This is a genomic window from Peterkaempfera podocarpi, from assembly GCF_042466665.1.
Taxonomy (GTDB): domain Bacteria; phylum Actinomycetota; class Actinomycetes; order Streptomycetales; family Streptomycetaceae; genus Peterkaempfera; species Peterkaempfera podocarpi.
Map to the genome: position 1 here is coordinate 5,168,818 of NZ_CP162102.1, position 21,162 is coordinate 5,189,979.

General features: G+C 73.1%; 22 protein-coding genes and 1 pseudogene. 8 read left to right on the forward strand and 15 right to left on the reverse strand.

Going from position 1 to position 21,162, the window contains the following annotated elements; genetic code table 11:
• Nucleotides 1–42 precede the first annotated feature (42 nt).
• Nucleotides 43–597: pseudogene (locus AB0761_RS22805) on the forward strand (aldo/keto reductase); the annotation flags it as partial.
• A 97-nt stretch (nucleotides 598–694) separates the two neighbouring features.
• Here AB0761_RS22805 and AB0761_RS22810 read toward each other — a convergent pair.
• Nucleotides 695–1,264, reverse strand: coding sequence for a TetR/AcrR family transcriptional regulator (locus AB0761_RS22810; RefSeq protein WP_377270974.1), 570 nt, complete (start codon nucleotides 1,262–1,264; stop codon nucleotides 695–697).
• 90 nt (nucleotides 1,265–1,354) lie between these two features.
• On the opposite strand from AB0761_RS22810, the gene AB0761_RS22815 reads away from it, so the two are divergent.
• On the forward strand, nucleotides 1,355–2,056 hold the full coding sequence (locus AB0761_RS22815) for an SDR family oxidoreductase (protein WP_377270975.1): 702 nt from the start codon (nucleotides 1,355–1,357) through the stop codon (nucleotides 2,054–2,056).
• Between the two features lie 74 nt (nucleotides 2,057–2,130).
• Here the strand turns inward: AB0761_RS22815 and AB0761_RS22820 are convergent, their stop codons facing one another.
• Nucleotides 2,131–3,300: a cellulose binding domain-containing protein gene (locus tag AB0761_RS22820; RefSeq protein WP_377270977.1), complete on the reverse strand. Its 1,170-nt coding sequence runs from the start codon at nucleotides 3,298–3,300 to the stop codon at nucleotides 2,131–2,133.
• A 399-nt stretch (nucleotides 3,301–3,699) separates the two neighbouring features.
• Nucleotides 3,700–5,016: an MFS transporter gene (locus AB0761_RS22825; RefSeq protein ID WP_377270978.1), complete on the reverse strand. Its 1,317-nt coding sequence runs from the start codon at nucleotides 5,014–5,016 to the stop codon at nucleotides 3,700–3,702.
• A 63-nt stretch (nucleotides 5,017–5,079) separates the two neighbouring features.
• On the opposite strand from AB0761_RS22825, the gene AB0761_RS22830 reads away from it, so the two are divergent.
• The 3 genes from AB0761_RS22830 to AB0761_RS22840 all read left to right on the forward strand — a co-directional run bounded on the left by AB0761_RS22830 (nucleotide 5,080) and on the right by AB0761_RS22840 (nucleotide 7,986).
• A complete protein-coding gene (locus AB0761_RS22830) occupies nucleotides 5,080–6,027 on the forward strand; it encodes a LysR family transcriptional regulator (RefSeq protein ID WP_377270979.1) in 948 nt (315 codons plus the stop codon).
• A gap of 208 nt (nucleotides 6,028–6,235) precedes the next feature.
• The gene (locus AB0761_RS22835) at nucleotides 6,236–7,384 is read left to right on the forward strand and encodes an adenosine deaminase (protein ID WP_377270981.1); all 1,149 of its coding nucleotides are present in this window, start codon (nucleotides 6,236–6,238) and stop codon (nucleotides 7,382–7,384) included.
• 158 nt (nucleotides 7,385–7,542) lie between these two features.
• The gene (locus AB0761_RS22840; protein ID WP_377270982.1) at nucleotides 7,543–7,986 is read left to right on the forward strand and encodes a hypothetical protein; all 444 of its coding nucleotides are present in this window, start codon (nucleotides 7,543–7,545) and stop codon (nucleotides 7,984–7,986) included.
• A 46-nt stretch (nucleotides 7,987–8,032) separates the two neighbouring features.
• Here the strand turns inward: AB0761_RS22840 and AB0761_RS22845 are convergent, their stop codons facing one another.
• The 5 genes from AB0761_RS22845 to AB0761_RS22865 all read right to left on the reverse strand — a co-directional run bounded on the left by AB0761_RS22845 (nucleotide 8,033) and on the right by AB0761_RS22865 (nucleotide 11,869).
• On the reverse strand, nucleotides 8,033–8,215 hold the full coding sequence (locus AB0761_RS22845) for a PspC domain-containing protein (protein ID WP_377270983.1): 183 nt from the start codon (nucleotides 8,213–8,215) through the stop codon (nucleotides 8,033–8,035).
• 173 nt (nucleotides 8,216–8,388) lie between these two features.
• Nucleotides 8,389–9,018, reverse strand: coding sequence for a VanZ family protein (locus AB0761_RS22850; protein WP_377270984.1), 630 nt, complete (start codon nucleotides 9,016–9,018; stop codon nucleotides 8,389–8,391).
• 147 nt (nucleotides 9,019–9,165) lie between these two features.
• Nucleotides 9,166–9,480 (reverse strand): hypothetical protein, encoded by a 315-nt coding sequence (locus tag AB0761_RS22855; RefSeq protein WP_377270985.1) that lies wholly within the window; start codon nucleotides 9,478–9,480, stop codon nucleotides 9,166–9,168.
• Entirely contained in the window at nucleotides 9,477–11,138 is a 1,662-nt protein-coding gene (locus tag AB0761_RS22860) for an ATP-binding protein (RefSeq protein WP_377270986.1), read from the reverse strand. Before AB0761_RS22860 ends, AB0761_RS22855 begins: the two co-directional genes overlap by 4 nt.
• 53 nt (nucleotides 11,139–11,191) lie before the next feature.
• A complete protein-coding gene (locus AB0761_RS22865; RefSeq protein WP_055585373.1) occupies nucleotides 11,192–11,869 on the reverse strand; it encodes a response regulator transcription factor in 678 nt (225 codons plus the stop codon).
• Nucleotides 11,870–12,222: 353 nt separating this feature from the next.
• Between AB0761_RS22865 and AB0761_RS22870 the strand changes: the two genes are divergently transcribed.
• Nucleotides 12,223–13,134, forward strand: a complete 912-nt coding sequence (locus AB0761_RS22870; protein WP_377274269.1) for a SigE family RNA polymerase sigma factor — start codon at nucleotides 12,223–12,225, stop codon at nucleotides 13,132–13,134.
• A 191-nt stretch (nucleotides 13,135–13,325) separates the two neighbouring features.
• Here the strand turns inward: AB0761_RS22870 and AB0761_RS22875 are convergent, their stop codons facing one another.
• From AB0761_RS22875 to AB0761_RS22890, 4 genes are all read right to left on the reverse strand, one after another.
• A complete protein-coding gene (locus AB0761_RS22875) occupies nucleotides 13,326–13,970 on the reverse strand; it encodes an ATP-binding protein (RefSeq protein WP_377270987.1) in 645 nt (214 codons plus the stop codon).
• 33 nt (nucleotides 13,971–14,003) lie between these two features.
• Entirely contained in the window at nucleotides 14,004–14,408 is a 405-nt protein-coding gene (locus AB0761_RS22880) for a type II toxin-antitoxin system VapC family toxin (protein ID WP_377270988.1), read from the reverse strand.
• A complete protein-coding gene (locus AB0761_RS22885) occupies nucleotides 14,401–14,667 on the reverse strand; it encodes a type II toxin-antitoxin system Phd/YefM family antitoxin (RefSeq protein ID WP_377270989.1) in 267 nt (88 codons plus the stop codon). The genes AB0761_RS22880 and AB0761_RS22885 overlap by 8 nt, the downstream gene beginning before the upstream one ends.
• Before the next feature lie 110 nt (nucleotides 14,668–14,777).
• Nucleotides 14,778–15,932 carry a hypothetical protein gene (locus tag AB0761_RS22890; RefSeq protein WP_377270990.1) on the reverse strand — a complete coding sequence of 385 codons (1,155 nt, stop codon included), beginning with the start codon at nucleotides 15,930–15,932 and terminating at the stop codon, nucleotides 14,778–14,780.
• 177 nt (nucleotides 15,933–16,109) lie between these two features.
• Between AB0761_RS22890 and AB0761_RS22895 the strand changes: the two genes are divergently transcribed.
• Nucleotides 16,110–16,679 carry a SigE family RNA polymerase sigma factor gene (locus tag AB0761_RS22895; protein ID WP_377270991.1) on the forward strand — a complete coding sequence of 190 codons (570 nt, stop codon included), beginning with the start codon at nucleotides 16,110–16,112 and terminating at the stop codon, nucleotides 16,677–16,679.
• Nucleotides 16,676–17,572, forward strand: a complete 897-nt coding sequence (locus AB0761_RS22900; RefSeq protein WP_377270992.1) for a hypothetical protein — start codon at nucleotides 16,676–16,678, stop codon at nucleotides 17,570–17,572. The genes AB0761_RS22895 and AB0761_RS22900 overlap by 4 nt, the downstream gene beginning before the upstream one ends.
• Nucleotides 17,573–17,682: 110 nt before the next feature.
• Here AB0761_RS22900 and AB0761_RS22905 read toward each other — a convergent pair whose 3' ends face one another.
• The 3 genes from AB0761_RS22905 to deoC are packed head-to-tail and all read right to left on the reverse strand — an operon-like array spanning nucleotide 17,683 to nucleotide 21,141.
• Complete coding sequence (locus AB0761_RS22905; RefSeq protein ID WP_377270993.1) at nucleotides 17,683–18,603, reverse strand: aldehyde dehydrogenase family protein; 921 nt, start codon at nucleotides 18,601–18,603, stop codon at nucleotides 17,683–17,685.
• Nucleotides 18,596–20,146 carry an aldehyde dehydrogenase family protein gene (locus AB0761_RS22910; RefSeq protein WP_377270994.1) on the reverse strand — a complete coding sequence of 517 codons (1,551 nt, stop codon included), beginning with the start codon at nucleotides 20,144–20,146 and terminating at the stop codon, nucleotides 18,596–18,598. Before AB0761_RS22910 ends, AB0761_RS22905 begins: the two co-directional genes overlap by 8 nt.
• Before the next feature lie 5 nt (nucleotides 20,147–20,151).
• On the reverse strand, nucleotides 20,152–21,141 hold the full coding sequence (gene deoC, locus AB0761_RS22915) for a deoxyribose-phosphate aldolase (RefSeq protein WP_377270995.1): 990 nt from the start codon (nucleotides 21,139–21,141) through the stop codon (nucleotides 20,152–20,154).
• Between the last annotated feature and the right edge of the window lie 21 nt (nucleotides 21,142–21,162).

Here is a 21,162-nt window from a genome sequence, read left to right on the forward strand (position 1 = left end):
GGGCGCCCGGCACGGCCGGGCGCCCGGCGGGGCCGGTGAAGTCCTTCAGCCGCTCGGTCCCGAGCCGGACACCATCTGCGCCGGCTCGGCCGCGACCAGCCGGATGTGGTCAATCTGCGGGTGCAGGGCCCCGGTTCGGTCGCCGAGCGGTTCGGAGCGCCGGCCGGGCTGCGGGACGCGGGTCTGGTGCGGCACCTGGGCGTCTCCAATGTCACGGCCGAGCAGCTGGCCGAGGCCCGGGCGATCGCACCGGTGGTGTGCGTGCAGAACCGCTACGGCGTCGGGGCGCGTCCCGAGGACCACGCCCTGCTGAGCGCCTGCGGGCAGCAGGTCATCGCGTTTGTGCTGTTCTTCGCGATCGCCGGGGAGCGGCGCGAGGCGGGCGCGGGCGGCGCGGACCGCGACGAGGTGCCGGCGGCGGCCCGGGCCCACGGTGCCACGCCGGCCCAGGTGCGGCCGGCCTGGACGCTGCAGCAGGGGCCGCATGTGCCGGCCATCCCCGGCACCGGCAACCCTGACCACCTGGTCGAGAACGTCGCCGCCGGGGCGCTGCGGCTCTCCGAGGCGGAGCGTGCCCTGCTGGAGTCGGCGGTGTAGCCGTCCCCGGGGATGCCGGGCCCGGTGCCGAGGTCCGCCGGGGCGGCGGAGGGCCTCCGCGCCCCCGGGACGGGCGGTACCGGCTGCCCGGCGCGGGTCAGCCTACGCCGCCGGCGTCCAGCAGGGCCGCGGCCGTTGTCACGGCCAGTCCGTCCAGGGGCTGGGCCTGGACCACGGCGCGGGCACCGGAGCCGTCGAAGACGACGGTGAGCTGGCGGGCCAGCGTTTCCGGGTCCGAGGCCCCGCCGTGGGCGGCCTCCAGGCGGAAGAACGAGGTGAGCACGTCCTTGTGGCGGCGGGCGGCCCGGCTGGCGGGGTGGGCCGGGTCCTTGACCTCCATGGCGGTGGCGACATAGGGGCAGCCCCGGTACTCGGGTGACGCCGCCGCCGCCTCCAGCTGCTCGAAGACATGGAGGATCCGCTCCCGGGGGGAGCGGGTGTCGTCGCGGTCCGGCAGCAGCATCGCCTCGTACACGGGTGCCCGGCGGTCCAGGCTGGCGGCGACCACGTCGTCCTTGCTGCCGAAGAGCTGGTACATGGAGCGCTTGGAGACACCGGCCGCCCGGCACAGCGCCTCGACGCCGATGGAGACGCCGTCGCGGTAGAAGAGGTCGGCGGCGGCGTCCAGCAGCCGCTCGCGGGAGGACGCCTTCTCTGTCGTGGTCATGCATATGAGGCTACCGCGTGCTCTTGCGTTTGGAAACCGATCGGTTTACGTTAGTGGAAACCGATCGGTTTTCACGCTGAGGAGAATCCCATGACCGCGATCGCAGGCGCCACCGTCCTCGTCACCGGAGGCAGCCGCGGCCTTGGCAGGGCCTTCGTGGACGCTCTCTACGAGCGGGGTGCCAAGAAGGTCTACGCCACCGCACGAGACCCGAGGAGCATTACCCACCCCGACGCCGTGGCGCTCGCCCTGGAGACCACCGACCCGGCCTCCGTGGCCGCCGCCGCCGAGCAGGCCCAGGATGTGACCGTGCTGATCAACAGCGCCGCCGGGCTGGTCAAGGCGTCCTTCCTGGACTCGCCCGCGGAGGACGTCCGCCGCGAGTTCGAGGCCAACTTCTTCGGTCCGCTGGACGTGGTGCGCGCCTTCGTCCCGGTGATCGAGCGCAATGGCGGCGGACACATCCTGAACGTCCACTCCGTGCTCTCCTGGATCGCCGTCGCCGGCTCCTACAGCGCCACCAAGGCGGCGCTGTGGTCGGCCACCAACTCCCTGCGCCTGGACCTGGCCCCGCGCGGCATCGGTGTCACCGGGCTGCACGTCGGCTACATCGACACCGACATGGCCGCCGCTGTGGACGCCCCCAAGTCCTCGCCCCTGAGCGTCGCCGCCCAGGCGCTGGACGGCATCGAGTCCGACGCCGACGAGGTGCTGGCCGACGAGCTCACCCGCCGGGTCAAGGCCGGCCTGAGCGCCGGCCCGGCCGCACTGCACGCCGGACTGGCCGGCTGAGGCTGTATCGGAAGAGCACGCAGAGGGCCCGGACCGCGCACGGCGGTCCGGGCCCGATGCGATGCGGGGCTGGGTCAGGCGGTCGTGCAGGCGGTGCCGTTCAGGGTGAACTGGGTGGGCGAGGAGAAGCTGCCCGAGTAGGTGCCCTGGAAGCCGAACGTCTGGTTGCCGCCGGCCGGGATCTGGCCGTTGGAGGACGTGTTGGTGGCCGTCACCGCGCCGCTGCTGGGCGAGACGGTGGCGTTCCAGGCGTTGGTCACGGTCTGGCCGCTCGGCAGGGTGAAGCCCACCTTCCAGCCGTTGACCGCGGTGGAGCCGGTGTTGGTGACGGTGACATTGGTGGTGAAGCCGCCGGGCCAGGAGGAGGGGGCGTAGGCGATCCTGCAGCTTCCGGTGGTCCCGCCGGTGGTCGAACCGCCGGTGGTCGAACCGCCGGTGGTGGTGCCGCCCGTGGTCGTACCTCCCGCGGTCGTACCTCCGGTGGTGGTGCCCCCGGTGGTGCTGCCGCCGCCGATGTTCACTGTGGACGAGAAGGAGTTGACCGCCAGGCCGGCGCCGTTCTGCCACGGCTCGAAGCCGGCCTGGATGCTGGTCAGGTACCAGGAGTTCTGGGCCATGCCGCGGCTGACCGTCGCGTTGATGAAGTCCTTGACGTCGAAGCTCCAGCTGGAGAGCGCGGACGGCGCCACAAAGGAGATCACGTTGTTGGACCCGTTGTTGCCGGTCCACACGTCCCAGGTGCGGCCGCCGACCGTGGCATTGCCGGTCGAGGAGCCGATCGGCTGGATGGAGCCGAACCTGTTGAACCAGATCATGATCTCGGTCTGGTTGACCCCGGTCTTCTTGGCCGTCGGGTCGAGCCAGATGTCGTACGACGCGTCATAGACCGCGTTGCTCACATAGGTGTAGGCGATGCTGCTGGGAGCGCTGCCGATCGAGCCGATCTGCGCGGGCAGGTTGGTGCCCGGTGAGCAGTTGGCGTAGTGGCAGCCGTTGTAGATGGACGGGTAGGACTTGGGTGCGCCGTTGGTCGCCACCGAGCCGTCGGCCTGGGTGAGCTGGAAGCCGCTGCTGGTGACATTGATGCACTGGGTGGCGCTGGTTCCCCAGCGGTTGTTCTGGACGACGTAGTGGCCGGCGACAGTGGTGGTCCCGTACTGGTCGCATATCTGGGTGTCGGCCTGGGCGGACCCGGCTGTCGTCAGCAGGGCGGCCACCAGGCCAAGGATGGCGAGTGCGGCCATGGCGAGGCCGCGTAGCGGAGATTTCACTGTGTCCCTTCCGCGGGGTGGGTGGGAGCAGATGGGTGGGAGCGCTCCCATGTGCAAGCTTCGAAGGCAGTTCGACACTTTGGCAAGGCTGTCGACACAACTTTTTGCCGCGGACATGCCCGGCGGAGGTGGCCTCGCTCCACCCTGTGCAGGCGGGCCTCCGGAGAGGTCGGATGTGACGCCGGTCACGACGCCTCCGCCACCCGCCATCAGCGGGCCGACCTGATCGAGCGCCGGCAGGAGATGCGCGACCTGTTCGTGCACGCGATCAAGGCCTGACGACGACTGCGGCCCCGCTCGCCGGGAGCGGGGCCGAAGACGCATCGGCCGTGCCGGCGGTCGGCCCGGGCGGCGCAGGGAGTCGGCGCCGGTTCACCGGCCCGCAGCGACCGGGTCCGCGCTGAGCCGGTCCGCCCCGCGGCGATCGGCGCCGCGGCGGTCGGCCAGGGCGCGGCGGGTGGCGTAGAGGGTGACACCCGCGGCGGCGGTCACCGCGGTCAGGCCGACCACGACGGTGCCGGGCCAGGCCGCGGAGTGGTAGGCGTCGGCACCCACGGTGCCACCGAGGCTGTTGCCCACGTAGTAGGCGATCAGATAGAGCGCGGACGCCTGGGCGCGGCCGGTGGTGGCGGTGCGGCCGACGGAGGAGGAGGCCACGGCGTGGCCGGCGAAGAAGCCGCCGGTGATCAGGACCAGCCCCAGCAGGGCGCAGACGAGGTTCTCGGCCAGGCTCAGCAGCAGCCCCACGGTGGTGGTGGCGATGGCGACGTACAGGGCGCCGCGCCGGCCGAGGCGCTCAGCGAGCCTGCCCGCGGTGGCGGAGGTGACCGTGCCGACCAGGTAGACCACGAAGATGGAGGCCGCCACCGACTCCGGCAGATGGAAGGGCTCGGCGATCAGCCGGTAGCCGACGGTGTTGTAGACGGCCCCGAAGACGGCCATGAAGAGCGCGCCCAGTGCGTACAGCCGCACCAGCAGCGGATTGCGCAGATGGCCGCCGACGGTACGGGCCAGGGCGCGGGCGTCGACCGGTGACCGGTGGAAGTTGCGTGCCGCCGGAATCAGCAGCCGGAAGGCCACGGCGCAGGCCAGCGCCAGTACCGCATTGGCGGCCAGGCCGCCCCGCCAGCCCCAGGCGGCTCCGGTCCAGCCGGTGAGCAGCCGGCCGCCCATGCCGCCGACACTGTTGCCCGCCACATAGAGGCCCATCGCCCCCGCCAGCGCCGAGGGGTGGACCTCCTCGGCGAGGAATGCCATCGCGGTGGCGGGCAGCCCCGCCAGAGCCGCGCCCTGCACGGCCCGCAGCAGCACCAGGGTGGTGATGTCCGGGGCGAACGGCAGTGCCGTACCGATCAGTACGGCGGCGAAGACCGACCCGGTCATCACGGCGGTGCGGCCGAACCGGTCGGACAGGGCGCTGGCCGGCAGCAGCGCCAGTGCCAGGCCCAGGGTGGCGGCGGAGGCCGTCCAGCTGGCCTGCCCGGGGGTGAGCCGCATCGCGTCGGAGATCAGCGGGAGCAGGCCCTGGGTGGAGTAGAGCAGTGCGAAGGTGGCGACGCCGGCGGCGAAGAGGGCCAGGTTGGCGCGGCGGAAGCCGGGCTCCCCGACACGGTGGCGCAGATCGGCGAAGTGGAGGGGCTGGGCGTCCGAGGGCATACCCGCGGACGCCCCGGTACTGGCGGAAGGCATGCACCGAATCTAGAACCGCCCTGTTCTATGCGTCCAATGCATGGATGTTGGACGATTGATGCTGTGACGTATGAACAGAGGCAGCCCCTGGCGGAGCTGGGCCCGGATGTGCCCGCGGCGGTGCTGGCGCCCCGGCTGGCGCAGTTCGCCGCGGTGGCGCGGCTGGAGCATGTGACCCGGGCCGCGCAGCTGCTGGCGATGCCCCAGCCGACCCTCAGCCGGGCGGTGGCGCGGCTGGAGGAGGAGCTGGGGGTGGACCTGCTCGCCCGGCAGGGCCGCACCGTGCGGCTCACCCGGGCGGGCCGGGTGCTGCTGGAGTCGGCGGAGCGGGCGCTGGCGGAGCTGGAGCGCGGCGCGGAGGCGGCGCGGGCCGAGGCCGACCCGGAGGCGGGCCGGGTGGCGTTCGGCTTTCTGCACACCATGGGGACGGATGCGGTGCCCGCACTGCTGCGCGGCTTCCGTGCCGGATACCCCAGGGTCCGCTTCCAGCTGGTACAGGAGTACGTGGCGGCGATGCTGGACCGGCTGCGGGCCGGGGAGCTCGACCTCTGCCTGGTGTCGCCGCTGCCCGACGCGCCGGACCTGGTGGCGCGGCCGCTGGACGAGCAGCGGCTCCATCTGGCGGTGCCTGCCGACCACCGCCTGGCGGCGCGCCGGCGGATCCGGCTGGCGGAGGTCGCGGAGGAGCCGTTCGTCGCGGTGGAGCAGGGTTACGGCCTGCGCGTCCTGCTGGACTCCTTCTGCGCCGAGGCCGGCTTCACCCCCAGGGTCGCCTTCGAGGGCGAGGAGGTGGAGACGCTCCGCGGGCTGGTGGCGGCCGGGCTGGGGGTGGCTCTGCTGCCGCCCGCGCTGGTACCGCGGCCGGGGGTGGTGGAGCTGGACGTCACCGCGCCGAGGACCCGCCGCGCCATCGGGCTGGCCTGGGTGGCCGGACGTCCGGCGACCCGGCCGGTGGCGGCCTTCCGTGACTTCGTCCTCTCCCGCCGGGGCAGGCTCCTCGACCACGACTGACAGTGGGGAGGTGGCGTGGTGACGCTCCCGGCGGTGCGGTCCTCCGGATGCCGGCTCCCTCGCCGACGGCGCGCCGACCGGGCGGCGCGTTGCGCGGATGTCCGGAGGGGCCGCGGTGCGGCCCCTCCGGGGGCGGTGCTGCTCCGTCCCGGGGAGAGATATCGGCTCCAAACACCATTTCTACGCGCGTAGGCGCTATCGTTGGCCAATGGAGAACGAGATCGCCACCAGCGCGGGCGTGACCCCGCGCACCCCCACCGCAGAGCAGATCCGCCGCGCCCCGAAGGTGCTGCTGCACGACCACCTCGACGGTGGTCTGCGGCCGCAGACCATCGTGGAGCTCGCCGCCGACTGCGGGTACCGGGACCTGCCGACCACCGACCCGGTCAAGCTGGGCGAGTGGTTCCGCGAGGCCGCCGACTCCGGATCGCTCGAACGCTATCTGGAGACCTTCGCCCACACCTGCGCCGTGATGCAGACCCGGGAGGCGCTGGTACGGGTCGCCGCCGACTGCGCCGAGGACCTCGCGGCCGACGGCGTCGTCTACGCCGAGATCCGCTACGCCCCCGAGCAGCACCTGGAGGCCGGTCTCAGCCTCGAGGAGGTGGTCGAGGCCGTCAACGACGGGTTCCGCCAGGGAGAGGAGCGGGCCCGCGAGGCCGGACACCGGATCCGCGTCCGGGCCCTGCTCACCGCGATGCGGCACGCCGCCCGCTCGCTGGAGATCGCCGAGCTGGCCAATGCCTACCGCGACCGCGGGGTGGCGGGCTTCGACATCGCCGGCGCCGAGGCGGGCCACCCGCCCACCCGCCACCTCGACGCCTTCGAGTACCTCAAGCGGGAGAACAACCACTTCACCATCCACGCCGGCGAGGCGTTCGGGCTGCCCTCCATCTGGCAGGCGCTCCAGTGGTGCGGCGCGGACCGGCTCGGCCACGGGGTCCGCATCATCGACGACATCGGGACCGCCGGTGACGGCTCGGTGCAGCTCGGCCGGCTGGCCGCGTACGTCCGTGACCGGCGGATTCCGCTGGAGATGTGCCCCACCTCCAACCTCCAGACCGGCGCCGCCGACTCCTATGCCGAGCACCCCATCGGGCTGCTGCGCCGGCTGCACTTCCGGGTCACCGTCAACACCGACAACCGGCTGATGAGCGGCACCAGCATGAGTCGGGAGTTCGAGCACCTGATCGGCGCGTTCGGCTACACGCTGGACGACATGCAGTGGTTCACGGTCAATGCGATGAAGTCGGCGTTCCTGCCGTTCGACGAGCGGCTGGCGATGATCAACGACGTGATCAAGCCGGGGTACGCGGAGCTGAAGGCCGAGTGGCTGTTCGGCGGATCCCTTGTCTGACTGATCGTCATATGGTGTGCCCTGTTCGGCTTTGGTTGCGCCGAGCGGGGGACACCGTTTGTGGCGCGGCGGCCCGGATCACTACGGTGGGTGCCCCACAGCACACGCGGCGTAGCCGGATGCCGGTGCATGCACGCAACGATCACCAAGGGAAACCCATGAAGAAGGCCGTCCTCAGGTCCGCAGGCACCGCAGCGCTCGGAGTGGTCTTCGCGGCCGCGGCCGCCGGTACCGCCTCCGCCGCTCCTGCCCTCCCCGACCCCCTGGGCGGCCTCGGCGGCCTCGGCCTCGCCGGCGCGTCCCAGAGCCTGCCGCTGGCAGGGCCGCTGAGCCAGACCGTCGGCGCCCTGAACCCGGCCACCGGTGCCCGCATCGTGTCCCAGGGCGTGCACACCGTGGAGCCCACGCTCACCGGTGTCGCCGATGCGGCGGACCACCTCGCGGCCAACGGCCAGCAGCAGCGGCAGATGCCCGTCGCCACCACCCGGGCCGCCGGTCCCGGCGGGGTCAACCTCACGCCCACCTCGCGCGGCAACAGCTTCGGCGGGCCGCTCGGCCAGGTCCTCGGCCTGCTCGGCACCGGAAGCATGCTGGGCAGCTGACCACGCGCCCCGAGGGCCGCCCCCGCAGTGCCGGGGGCGGCCCTTGTCACGGCTCCTGGGGGAGCAGCAGCCAGAGCGCCAGATAGAGCAGGAACTGCGGGCCCGGCAGCAGGCAGGACAGCAGGAAGATCGCACGGACGGTCCACGGGGTGAGGCCGAACCGCTCGGCGATCCCGGCACAGACGCCCCCGATGACGCGGTTGTGGCGGGGACGGGCGAGGGTGGTCATGACGCTCTCCTTGGGACGTTCCGGCCGGTCCCTCCGGCCCGGTTCGTCTGCTTCGATCCTCCGCCGCTGCGGCCCTCCCGGCATCGGTCCCGATGCCGATCCGCCACCCCCGGATCTCCCCGGGCCGGGCCAGGACCGGACTCAGGGGCCTCTCGGGGTCCCTCGTCCGGGTCTCAGCGCCCGCCCGGCGTGGGTGCCACCTCGTACGACGCCGGGCCCGCCGGGCCCCGGACGCCGGACGCGTGCTGCCGCGGCGGCGGAGCCGGGGCGGCACGGCGCGGCCGGGCTGCCCGGTGGCGCAGCCGCGCCCGCGCGGCGGGCACCACGGCCAGATGCGCCAGCGTGACTCCCAGCAGGTTGAGCAGGATGTCGTCCACGTCCAGGACATGGCCGGGCACATAGTTCTGCACGAACTCCAGCGCTGTGCAGAGCAGTGCCGCCGCACCGACGGTACGCAGCAGCGACGGCAGCCAGCCCGCCCGGACCCGGCCGCCCGCCAGCGGCAGCAGCACACCGAGCGGGGCCATCAGCAGCAGACTGACCGCGAGATGGCGGTACGCCTCGGCGCTGCCGGACGTCAGTGCGCGGCGGATCGATGCCAGGGGATGCAGATTGGCGTCGTAGACCCAGTCCACCGGCAGCGGGCGGAGCGCGAACCAGCCCACCAGGGCCAGATGCACCGCGAGCAGCAGCACGCCGGCGGCGCGCAGCAGTGGTGACACCGGTGCGTCGCGGGTCGCGGAGGCCGCCGGGCCACCCGTCCACCGCCCCTGCCGGAGCTGTCGGCCATCCCCGGTCCGCACGCCGGTGCCTCCTCGCTGCACGCGCAAAAAGACGTCACTCACCACATCGGCGGTTCCCTACCCGAACACAAGGGTTCCGCATTCCTGTCCCGGTGGCCGGGTGCGGACGGTGAACCGCCGTGCGTGCCCCCAAAGCGCGTGCGGCGGTCAGGGCCGGTGCTGGAAGCAGGTGGCGGTGTTGCTGGGGTGGGGGCTGGGCAGTGCGGTGGGGCCGAAGGCGCTGGGGGATCCGCCGGGCGAGGCCTGCTTGGCGGAGAACGGGGCGTTGAGGGCGCTGGCCGGCGGGCTGCTCGCGGTGGCGGAGGCAGTCGGGGCCGGGGTCGCCGGGCATGCCGTACGGCTGGCCGGCGCGCCCGCGTCCACGGGTACCGAGGTCGGCCGGATGCCGCAGCCGACCGCGGCCGTGCCCAGCACCACCACCACCGCCGCCTTCCGGCACGCATGCCGTACGCCACCGCTCAACGCCCGCTCCTCTCCGTGCCCGGTGCGCCGGCGTTCCCGCCGGGTCCCGCACCGTTGTCGCCGTTCCCTTCGTCGCCCTCCTCGCCGTCCGGTGGATCCGCATCGGTGGGTTCCATCGGCAGGGTGAGGGTGAACACCGCGCCGCCGGGCGTGCCGTCGGGCCCGGCGGGGGCGTTGGCCACGGTGATGGTGCCGCCGTGGATACGGGCGTTCTCCATGGCGATGGAGAGTCCGAGGCCGCTGCCCTCGGAGCGGGCCCGGCCCTTGTCGGCCTTGTAGAACCGGTCGAAGACATGCGGCAGCACATCCTCCGGGATACCGGGCCCGCTGTCGCGCACCTCGACCACCAGCTGCTTCTCCGGGTGCGGCCCGGCCCACTCGGCTGCGGGCAGCTCTTCGGTCCGTACCCGGACCACCACCGGTGAGCCGCCGTGCTTGAGGGCGTTGCCGATCAGGTTGGCGAAGACCACGTCCAGCCGGCGCGGGTCGACCCTGGCGAACACGCCGCGCGGGGCGTCCAGCTCGACCGCGTCGTACCAGGCGCGTCCGTCGATGCAGGACATGATCAGGTCGGCGATGTCCACCTCGTCGGCCACCAGCTTGGCGGTGCCCGCGTCGAAGCGGGTGACCTCCATGAGGTTCTCCACCAGGTCGGAGAGGCGCCGGGTCTCGCTGACCACCAGCCGTACCGCGGGCTCGATCATCGGGTCCAGCGAGTCGGCCTCGTCCTCCAGGATGTCGGTGACGGCGGTCATCGCGGTGAGCGGGGTCCGCAGCTCGTGGGACATGTCGGCGACGAACCGGCGGCTGGCCGACTCCCTGGCGCTGAGCTCGGCCACCTGGGCGGCGAGCGCCTCGGCCGTGCTGTTGAACGTGCGGGCGACATCGGCGAGTTCATCGGCGCCGCCGACCTCGAGCCGGGTGTCCAGATGGCCCTGGCCGAGCCGCCGGGCGGCGTCGCCGAGCCGCTGCACGGGCCGCAGCACGGTGGCCGCGGCGGCCTGGGCCAGCAGCGCGGAGCCGACCAGGGCGAGCAGGGCGGCGATGCCCAGCGACCAGGCGAGGGTGTTGAGGTCGGTCCGCTCGTCGTCCAGCGACTTGAACATGTAGGCGGTGGGACCGGTGGGCACGATCCGGGTGCCGCCGATCAGAAACGGCTCGCCGTCCAGGACCGCCCGCTGCCAGTACAGGTGATAGCGGTAGCTGTTGCCGTCCTCCAGGTCGCGGGGTGTCGGCACGGCGGCCCGCAGCCGGGCGGGCACCCGGTCGATGGTGAAGCGGCCCGGCTCGGAGGAGGCGGTGCAGTCGGGGTGCGCCGAGTCGACCACCACGACCTGGTAGTTGAGGCCGGGGCGCGGGCTGGCCACCATCCGCGCCAGCGCCCGCAGGTCGTCGCAGGAGGGCTTGAGCGGCATGTCGGTGACATTGCGGGTGAGCGAGTCGCGGAAGTCGTTGAGGGCGCTGTCCTGGGCCCGCTTGAGCACCGCGTCCCGGTTCAGCCAGTAGGCGATGCCGGACGCCGACACCGCGGCGGTGAGCGCGACCACCGCGAAGACCGCGATCAGCCGTATCCGCAGCGAGGTCAACCGCATCCGCCGCCCGAGCCGCCCGCCGCGTGCCCTGCCGTGCGGCGGGTAGGTCTCCTGATAGTCCGTCAAGTCTGAAGTCCGTGGGTCTCGGGTGCGGCTGTCGCCGAGGGGCCGGGGTGTCGCTACGCGGGTGGGTCGAGCCGGTAGCCGACCCCGCGCACGGTCCGGATCAGTGTCGGCGCCGACGGTACATCCTCCACCTTGGCCCGCAGCCGCTGCACACAGGCGTCCACCAGCCGGGAGTCGCCCAGGTAGTCGTGTTCCCACACCAGCCGCAGCAGCTGCTGCCGGGAGAGCGCCTGGCCGGGGCGGCGGCTGAGCTCCAGCAGCAGCCGCAGCTCGGTGGGGGTGAGCTGGAGGTCCTCACCGTTCTTGGTGACCGTCATGGCGGCGCGGTCGATCACCACGGAGCCGTACGCCGCGGAGTCGGAGCTCTCCCGCTCGCCGCGGCGCAGCACGGCACGGATACGGGCGTCCAGCACCCGCGGCTGCACCGGTTTGACCACATAGTCGTCGGCGCCCGACTCCAGGCCCACCACGACGTCGATGTCGTCACTGCGCGCGGTGAGCAGGATGATCGGCAGCTGGTCCGAGCGGCGGATCCGGCGACAGACCTCGAAGCCGTCGATTCCGGGCAGCATCACATCCAGGACGATCAGATCCGGACGCTGCTCCTTGAACAGCTTGAGGCCGTCCTCGCCCGAGGCAGCAGCCATCACGCGATGGCCCTGTCGGGTGAGGGCGAGTTCGAGGCCGGTGCGGATCGCGTCGTCGTCCTCGATGAGCAGTAGGAACGGCACGTTGCCATTCTGGCGCACGCAGGCCCGGAGGTTCACCCACCCTGCCCGGTTGCGCCCCCGAGAACGGCGGAGTGCCCCGGTTTGCTGCTGATCGTGCACCGCCTTCGGAGGAGCGGTGGAACCAAGGGCGGCCGGGTGGCGTGGGGATGGGCGGGGCGGTCGTTCCGCTCCGGGCGCTGTGACAGGCCTGTGACAGTCGGCGGACAGCGCCATGACGAGCCCCGGGCAAGCTTTTCGATGTCACGGAAACGGGGTCGGAACAACGACCGCCGGCCGGCCCACGGGGGAGGTGGGGCGGACGGAGCCGGGACCGGGACACCGAAAGATCCGCTCGTATCGACTGGGGGCGCATGATGAACGCAACGCTGCAGATCAGGACCGCTTCGTCTGTCCGTTCCGTGCGCCCGTCCAGCCACCGGCCCGCGCGGGCCGACGAGATCTCCGGTGCGGTGGGTGTGCGGGGGTGTGCCCACCACACCGGGACGGCCCAGCTGTTCGGGGTCGGCCGCCGGCAGCCCGCCGGTGCCGACCCGGGCACCGGGGCGACCACTCTGACGCTGCGGGGAGTCCTCCCCGTGGTGACCGGACTCCCGGGGGGTGACGGGGACGGCCTGCGGACTGTCGGTTCGGGGGAGCCGACGACGCGTGAGGCCGGCAACGCGGTCCAGTATCTGGGCCACGCCGGGCGGGGTGTACAGGGAGGCGCACAGGGGGAGCCCGCGCCGACGGCGGACACGGTGGACTACACCGCGGACTTCACCGCCTACGTGCGCGAGCGACGCGCCTCCCTGTACGCCACGGCCTACCACCTGACCGGTGACCGCTACGAGGCCGAGGACCTGCTGCAGAGCGCGCTCTTCAGCACCTACCGCGCCTGGGGGCGGATCTCCGACAAGGCGGCCGTCGGCGGCTATCTGCGCCGCACTATGACCAATCTGCACATCTCCGCCTGGCGCCGCCGCAAGGTCAACGAGTACCCCACCGAGGAGATGCCGGAGACCGTCGGCGACACCGACGCCATGGGCGGCACCGAGCTGCGCGCCGTGCTGTGGCAGGCGCTCGCCAAGCTGCCCGAGCAGCAGCGCACCATGCTGGTGCTCCGCTACTACGAGGGCCGCACCGACCCGGAGATCGCCGATGTGCTGAACATCAGCGTGGGCACCGTGAAGAGCAGCATCTGGCGCGCGCTGCGCCGGCTGCGCGACGACGACACCCTCAACCGGGACGGCGACCTCGGCCAGGCGTTCGGCGAGCTGGTCGCCTGAGGGCGGCCCACAGGATTCCCGCCGGGTGGGGCGGGATAGCGGGGGGACCTCCGGGGGTGAGGAGGGGACAGCGGGACTCGGAGCCGGCTCGGGGGAGCCGGCTCAACGGGGGAGTGCCCGCGAGCAGCGGCCCGGCGCCAGGGGAGAGGCGCCGGGCCGTACTGCTGTGTTCGGACGGGGTGCGCCGCTGCTCAGACGGGGGCGGGCTCGCGTACCGCGGAGACCGCTCGCAGTCGGCGCAGCGCCTCCGGGCCGCCGCAGGCGTGGGCGCCCAGCTCGGTCTGGCGGGCGACGATCCCGCGTTCGGCCCGCATCAGCCGCCAGCCGCGCCGCAGCAGGAACGGCACCGACTTGCGGCCCTCCCGGACATCCCGGCGGAACCGTCGCCATGCGGTGGTGGCCGGCCGGTTGCGCAGGCAGATCGCGTCGCCCAGCAGGCCCTCGGCGGCGCAGCGAGTGGCGATCTCGGCCGCGAAGATGCCCTCCGCGACGAACACCGGCGCCCCGCCCAGCTCCAGGGTGCGGGTGGCGACCCGGCCGTTGTCCGGGATGGAGTACACCGGCACCTCGGCCCGCCCGGTCTCCGCCAGCTGCCGGATCGCGGCCATGGCGTCCTCGGCGTGCCAGGAGAGCGGGGAGTCCCAGTCCACGGCGCCGCCCGCATCGGGCATCAGCGGGAGGGTGGGGTCGTCCCCGTCCTTGTAGAAGTCGTCCAGCTGCAGCACCGGCAGACCGGCCCGCTCCGCCAGCGAGGACTTGCCCGACCCCGAGGGCCCCGACAGCAGCACGACGCGGGCAGGGGCCATCGGCAGGGGATTCACCGGAGAGTCGCTCACGGGACACCAGTGTGACGCATCCAGGGGCGCAGGCTAGACCCCGAGCACCGTGACAACGCTCTCAAGGCCCTTGAAGTCGTCCGCGTTTCGGGTGAAGACCGGCAGACCGCGGACGGAGGCGATCGCCGCAATCATGAGATCCATCCTGCGGGGCCGCGGGTCGCGCCCTGCAGCGATCGTGAGGGCGATGAGAGTGCCGTACCGTGCGGCGGAGTCGGCGTCGAAGGGCAATGGCTCGAAGTCGGCCACGGCAGAGCTCAACTTCTCGGTGCGGGCCGCCCGGGAGACGGCGTCCTTGGCCATCGCTACACCCTGGTGCAGCTCTGCCAGCGTCACCGTGGTGATCTCCGGGGTGTCCGGCAGTGTGCTCGGGTCGATGAGACCGAGGTCGATGAAGGCGCATGTGTCGAGCACCCCCGACGCGTGGCGCTCAGCCACGGCTGCGCTCCCAGGGGTCGTACTCGTCGGAGGCGAAGAACTCCTCGGCCTCCTGTCGCATGAGGGCGTAATCGACCTGCGGCAGCCGTCGATGCCGCTCCACCAGTTCCTGGGCGCTGAGCTTGCGCCTGCGTGTCAGGGGGCGCAGCTCCGCCACTTCCGCGCCGTTGCGGGTGATGTGGTAGGTCTCACCCGCTTCGACCGCATCCATGATGGCGGCGGAGTGATTGCGGAACTCGCGCTGCGTGATGGTCTTCATGGTCCGATTGTAGTCCCGTGTAGCGCACTGTGCTACGTCGCTGTGTGGGAGCGGGTCGCGCCCCGGCGGCGTACAGCGGCGCGGGCCGGTGCACGCCGCCGGGGCCCGGCTCAGTACCGGGCCGAGGAGCGGGCGGCGAAGGGCGACAACGTTTCGGGGTCGGCGGACACGCCGTCCCCGGCGATCCACACCCCGTCTCCGTCGGCCGCGGCGCTGTTCAGCTGGGTGATGCCGTCCGGCAGTGGGACCCGGTGGCCCGGGACTCCGAGGGCGGCGGGCACCCGGACGGCATAGCCGACCGGGCCGTTCGCCGTCGACCGGTATCCGACCGCCAGTGCGCCGTCCGTGTCCGCCGCCAGGTCCTCCAGCTGGGCCGAGGGGTCGGCGGGCAGCCGGGCGGCCTGCCAGGCGGTGCCGTCCCAGTGCAGCGCCGCCGGGGTGCGTGTCCCGTCCGGGGCGACGTCGTAGCCGACCGCCCAGGTGCCGTGTGCCGGGTCGCTGCGGACCCGCTCCAGCCACACCTCCTGGCCGGGGGGCACCGGCGTACGGGTCCAGGTGCGGCCGTCGTAGTGGACGGCCAGGCCGTCGACGCCGACCAGCCAGACATCGTCGGGGGCGGTGGCGCCCACGCTGGAGACCCAGTAGCGGTCCCAGGGGGTGTCCCCCTCGGAGTCCGATACCTGCACCTGTGTCCAGGAGGTGCCGTCCCAGTGCGCGACAAGCGGGGTGACGCCGTCGCTGAGCACGGTGTAGCCGACGGCCCACACATCGTCCGGGCGGTCGGCGGTGACGCCCGTCAGGCCGGTGCCGGCGGGCAGCCCGGAGGTGTCCACCAGGCTCCAGGAGGTGCCGTCCCAGTGCTCGATCAGCGCCGTGGTGTCCGGGCCCTCGGCTGTGCCGACCGCCCAGGCGTCCTCGGGGCCGAGGACGGCGACGTCGTCCAGCCGCCCGTCGGGGTAGCCGTCCGGGGCGGGGGTCGGCTCGGTCACCCACCCGCCGCCCACGCGCTGGGCGGCGAACGGGGCGAAGTGCACGTCCCTGCCGCTGCCGACAAAGCCGAAGCCGACCGTGAAGGCGGCGCCGCCACCGGTGGCGATCCGGCTCAGCGCGGCCTTGTCGACCGGCAGCGGGGTGACCGTCCACCCGCGGGTGTCTGCGCCGGCTGCGGCCGCGCCGGGGGCGGCGGCACCGGCCAGGACGGTGAAGCCGGCGACGGTGGTCGCGGCAAGTGCGCGCAGCCGCGGCCGGCGGGAGCGATGTGCCATGTGCGGACCCTCCTGCTGTGGGGTGGGCGCCCCGGATGGGCGCCGCCCCTGTCAATGCGCTGGGCGGGAGGGAAGGTTGAGACCGGCCGACGCTGGAGGACCGGTGCGGATCGCTGTCAACCCGGATGCGCTCCCATCGCGTTCCCTTGGCCGAGACGGAACACCACCGGAGGGGACATGGCGCGAGCTGCGCAGGAGGACTTCGCCGATTTCGTGCGGACGCGATGGGTGCCGCTGATCCGCTTCGCCCACAGCCTGACCCTGGACACGGGCAGGGCCGAGGACCTGGTGCAGGAAGGCCTCGTCCGGCTGTGGAAGGTGTGGCCGAGGCTGCGCCAGGAGCAGCCCGAGGCCTATGCCCGGCGGATCGTCGCCAACCTGGCCGTGTCCTCGCGTCGCCGGCGCTGGTGGGGAGAACGGGCCACCGCGGACCTGCCGGAGCCGCCGCAGAGCGGCGCGCCGGACGCAGGCAGCGGCGTCGGCGACCGCGACCTGCTGCGGAGGGCGCTGCGGCAGCTCCCGGCGAAGCAGCGGGTGATCGTCGTCCTGCGCTACGTCGAGGACATGTCGGAGCGCCAGGTCGCCGACCTGCTCGGCTGCTCCACCGGGACGGTCAAGTCCCAGGCCTCGCGAGGGCTGGCAAGGCTCCGGGAACTTCCCGCGTTCGACCGGCCCCCCGTCCCGGCGGGTGCCGCGCCCGTGGCACCCGCACCCTTCGAGCACACGGCAGGAGAGATCATCCGATGACGCACGGACCCGAAGAGATGCTCAAGGAGGCGGTGGGCGGTCTCCCGGCCGGCTACGTTCCGCCCCGGGACCCCTTCCGGCAGGTGGCCGACGGCGTGCGCCGCCGCCGCAACCGGCGGCTGGTCTCGGCGGTCGGCGCCGGCGCGGCGGTGGCCGCGCTCGCCGCGGCGCTGCCGCTGACGCCGGGCGCGGGTTCCGGCCGCGCGGCGCAGGTCGGCCCCGCCACCGCGCCGAGCGGCCGTGCCGCGGCGCTGGACGGGTACGACACGGTGCCCGGGACCGTCTACCGGGTGGCGGAGGGGACCACCCGGGGCGTGCACTGGACCGCGGGCTCCGCACGGGGGGCGAAGGGCCAGTCCTGCGTGGTCTCCCGCAATGTGCTGCTCGGCGGGATCAGCGCCTGCTTCGCGGACGCCGAGGGTGCGCGGCAGCTCCGCTGGACGGCGACGGCACCGTTCGACGAGCGGCAGTTCGCCGTGGTCGGTGTGGCGCCGCCGGGGGTGGCGTCCGTGCGGGTGGAGCTCGCGGACGGGGCGCCGGTACAGGGCGCCACCGTGGCCACCCCCACCTCCGGCGCGGTGCGCTTCTTCGCGGTGATGGTGGCGGCGAGCGCCCACCAGGAGGTGCACCTCCAGGCGTACGACCGGGCGGGCCGGCCGGTCGGCGGCCCGGTTGCGGCGCTGGGCAAGCAGGACTTCCGGAACGCCGTCCCGCCGTACTGCGCGCACGCGGGCGCGGAGCACCCCGAAGGCGGTCCCGACACGGCCCATCAGCCCGCCGGGCAGATCGACGGCCTCGCCACCGGTGCGCCCTGCGGCGGTCCCCAGGCTCCCGTCGGCGCCGGTCCCGGCTCCACCACCTCGGCCGCCGACCCCGGTCCTGGCAAGGGCTGACGGCGGGTCGATGCCGGCCCGGGCCGGGCCCGTGGCGGGTGTAGCGACGCCGCCCCGGGGGGCGGGGAACCATGGGGTCCCCGCCCCCCGGGGCGGCGGTCAGGGACTGCTCAGACGCCCATCGGGTGCCAGACCGTCTTGGTCTCCAGGAAGGCCAGCAGACGCTCGGTGCCCGGGGCGGCGGTCCAGTCCTCGGCGGCGGGATCGAGGGCGGGGCGCAGCACCCGCTTGAGGGTGTCCGCGGCGGCGGCCTCCAGGGCCCGCGCCGAGCCGGGGCCGTCCGCCGCCACGGCACCTGCCAGGTCCAGGGCGTTGACGTCCTGGTGGGAGGCGAGGGTGGGGGCGATGTCCGCGGTACGGCCGGAGATCACATTGACCACGCCGCCCGGCAGGTCGGAGGTGGCCAGCACCTCGCCGAGGGAGAGCGCCGGGAGGGGCGCGCTCTCGGAGGTGGCGACGACCACGGTGTTGCCCGCCGCGATCGCCGGGGCGATCACCGACACCAGGCCCAGCAGGGAGTGGCCGGTGCCGGTCTGCGGGGCGACGACGCCGACCACGCCGGTGGGCTCGGGGGTGGAGAGGTTGAAGTAGGGGCCGGCCACGGGGTTCGCGGCGCCCGCGATCTGGGCGATCTTGTCGGTCCAGCCCGCGTACCAGACCCAGCGGTCGATCGCCGCGTCCACCAGTGCTGCGGCCTTCTTGCCCCCGACGCCCTCGCTCACGGCCACCTCGGCGGCGAACTGCTCGCGGCGGCCCTGCAGCATCTCGGCGACGCGGTAGAGGATCTGGCCGCGGTTGTAGGCGGTGGCGCCGGACCAGCCGGGGACGGCCTTGCGGGCGGCGGCCACCGCGTCGCGGGTGTCCTTGCGGGTGCCGAGCGGGGCGTTGGCCAGCCAGTTGCCCTTGGTGTCGGTCACCTCGTACACCCGTCCGCTCTCGGAGCGGGGGAACTTCCCGCCCACGAAGAGCTTGTAGGTCTTGAAGACGTCAAGTCGCGCCGTCGCGTCGGACTTCGAGGTTGGGTCAGACATCGAGGTACGCCTCCAGGCCGTGGCGGCCGCCCTCGCGGCCGTAGCCCGACTCCTTGTAGCCGCCGAAGGGCGAGGTCGGGTCGAACTTGTTGAAGGTGTTGGACCACACCACGCCCGCGCGCAGCCGGCTCGCCATCCACAGGATGCGGGAGCCCTTCTCCGTCCAGATGCCGGCGGAGAGCCCGTACGGGGTGTTGTTGGCCTTCTCCACGGCCTCGGCCGGGGTGCGGAAGGTCAGCACGGAGAGCACCGGGCCGAAGACCTCCTCGCGGGCGATCCGGTGGGCCTGGCTGACGCCGGTGAAGACGGTGGGGGCGAACCAGTAGCCGCTGGACGGCAGCTCGCAGGCGGGGGACCAGCGCTCGGCACCCTCGGCCTCGCCGATGTCCGAGAGCTCGCGGATCCGGGCCAGCTGGGCCGCCGAGTTGATGGCGCCCACGTCGGTGTTCTTGTCCAGCGGGTCGCCGACCCGCAGGGTCGCCATCCGGCGCTTCAGGGCGTCCAGCACCTCGTCCTGCACGGACTCCTGGACCAGCAGCCGGGAGCCGGCGCAGCAGACATGGCCCTGGTTGAAGAAGATGCCGTTGACGATGCCCTCGACGGCCTGGTCGATCGGTGCGTCGTCGAAGACGATGTTGGCGGCCTTGCCGCCCAGCTCCAGCGACAGCTTCTTGCGGCTGCCCGCCAGGGAGCGGGCGATGGAGCGGCCGACCTCGGTGGAGCCGGTGAAGGCCACCTTGGCGACGTCGGGGTGGGCGGTGAGCGCGGCGCCGGTGCGGCCGTCGCCGGTGACGATGTTGACCACGCCCTTGGGCAGCCCGGCCTGGCGGACGATCTCCGCGAACCGCAGCGCGGTGAGCGGGGTGGTCTCGGCGGGCTTGAGGACCACGGTGTTGCCGGTGGCCAGCGCCGGGGCGATCTTCCAGGCCAGCATCAGCAGCGGGAAGTTCCACGGGATGACCTGCGCGGCCACGCCCAGCGGCCTGGGGCTGGGGCCGAAGCCCGCGTACTCCAGCTTGTCGGCCCAGCCGGCGTAGTAGAAGAAGTGCGCGGCGACCAGCGGCAGGTCCACATCGCGGGTCTCGCGGATCGGCTTGCCGTTGTCGATGGACTCCAGCACGGCCAGCTCGCGGCTGCGCTCCTGGATGATCCGGGCGATCCGGAAGAGGTACTTGGCGCGCTCCGAGCCGGGCAGCGCGGCCCAGCCGGGGAAGGCGTCGCGGGCGGCCTTCACCGCGCGGTCGACGTCCTCCTCGGTGCCCTGGGCGAACTCGGCCAGCACCTGCTCGGTGGCCGGGTTGACCGTCTTCAGGGCCTCCTTGCCGGCGCTCTCGGTGAACTCGCCGCCGATGAAGTGCCCGTACGAGGAGGCGATGTCACCGGCCGCGGCGGGTGACTCGGGGGCCGGGGCGTAGGAGAAGAGCTTGCCCGGGAAGCCGTTGCCGATCGAGGCGGGGACAGCGGGCTCGGCGGGGACAGCGGGCTCGGCGGGCACAGCGGGCTCGGCGGGGGCGGTCTGCTTGCTGTTCTTGGGGGTTGCCATCTGGCTCAGTCCACCGTCACGTAGTCGGGACCGGAGTACCGGCCGGTGGTCAGCTTCTGACGCTGCATCAGCAGGTCGTTGAGGAGGCTGGAGGCGCCGAAGCGGAACCAGTCCGCGGAGAGCCAGCTGTCGCCGAGCGTCTCGTTCACCATGACCAGGTACTTCATGGCGTCCTTGGTGGTGCGGATGCCGCCGGCCGGCTTGACGCCGACCTGGGTGCCGGTGGCGGCGTGGAAGTCGCGCACCGCCTCCAGCATCAGCAGCGTCACCGGCGGGGTGGCGTTGACCGCGACCTTGCCGGTGGAGGTCTTGATGAAGTCGGCGCCGGCCAGCATCGCCAGCCAGGAGGCGCGGCGGACGTTGTCGTAGGTCTGGAGCTCGCCGGTCTCGAAGATCACCTTGAGGTGGGCGTCCGGACGGCCGTCGGTACGGCGGCAGGCCGCCCTGACCGCGGCGATCTCCTCGAAGACCTGGAGGTAGCGGCCGGAGAGGAAGGCGCCCCGGTCGATCACCATGTCGATCTCGTCGGCACCCGCGGCCACCGCCTCGGCGGTGTCCGCCAGCTTCACCGGCAGCCCGGCACGGCCGGACGGGAAGGCGGTGGCGACGGAGGCGACATGGATGCCGGTGCCCTCCACTGCGGCGCGGGCGGTGGCGACCATGTCCGGGTAGACGCAGACCGCGGCGACCGGGGGGCAGCCCGGGTCGCTGGGGTCGGGGTGCCTGGCCTTGGTGCACAGCGAGCGCACCTTGCCGGCGGTGTCCGCGCCCTCCAGCGTGGTCAGGTCGATCATGGAGATCGCGAGGTCGATGGCGTACGCCTTGGCCGACGTCTTGATCGAGCGGGTGCCCAGCGAGGAGGCGCGGGCCTCCAGGCCGACCGCGTCGACGCCGGGCAGGCCGTGCAGGAAGCGGCGCAGGGAGGCCTCGGACGCAGCGACGTCTGCGAGGCCGCCGCCCACGGCGCCGGGGGCGTTGGCTGCAACAGTGGACATAGTCACCACACCAGCATATCT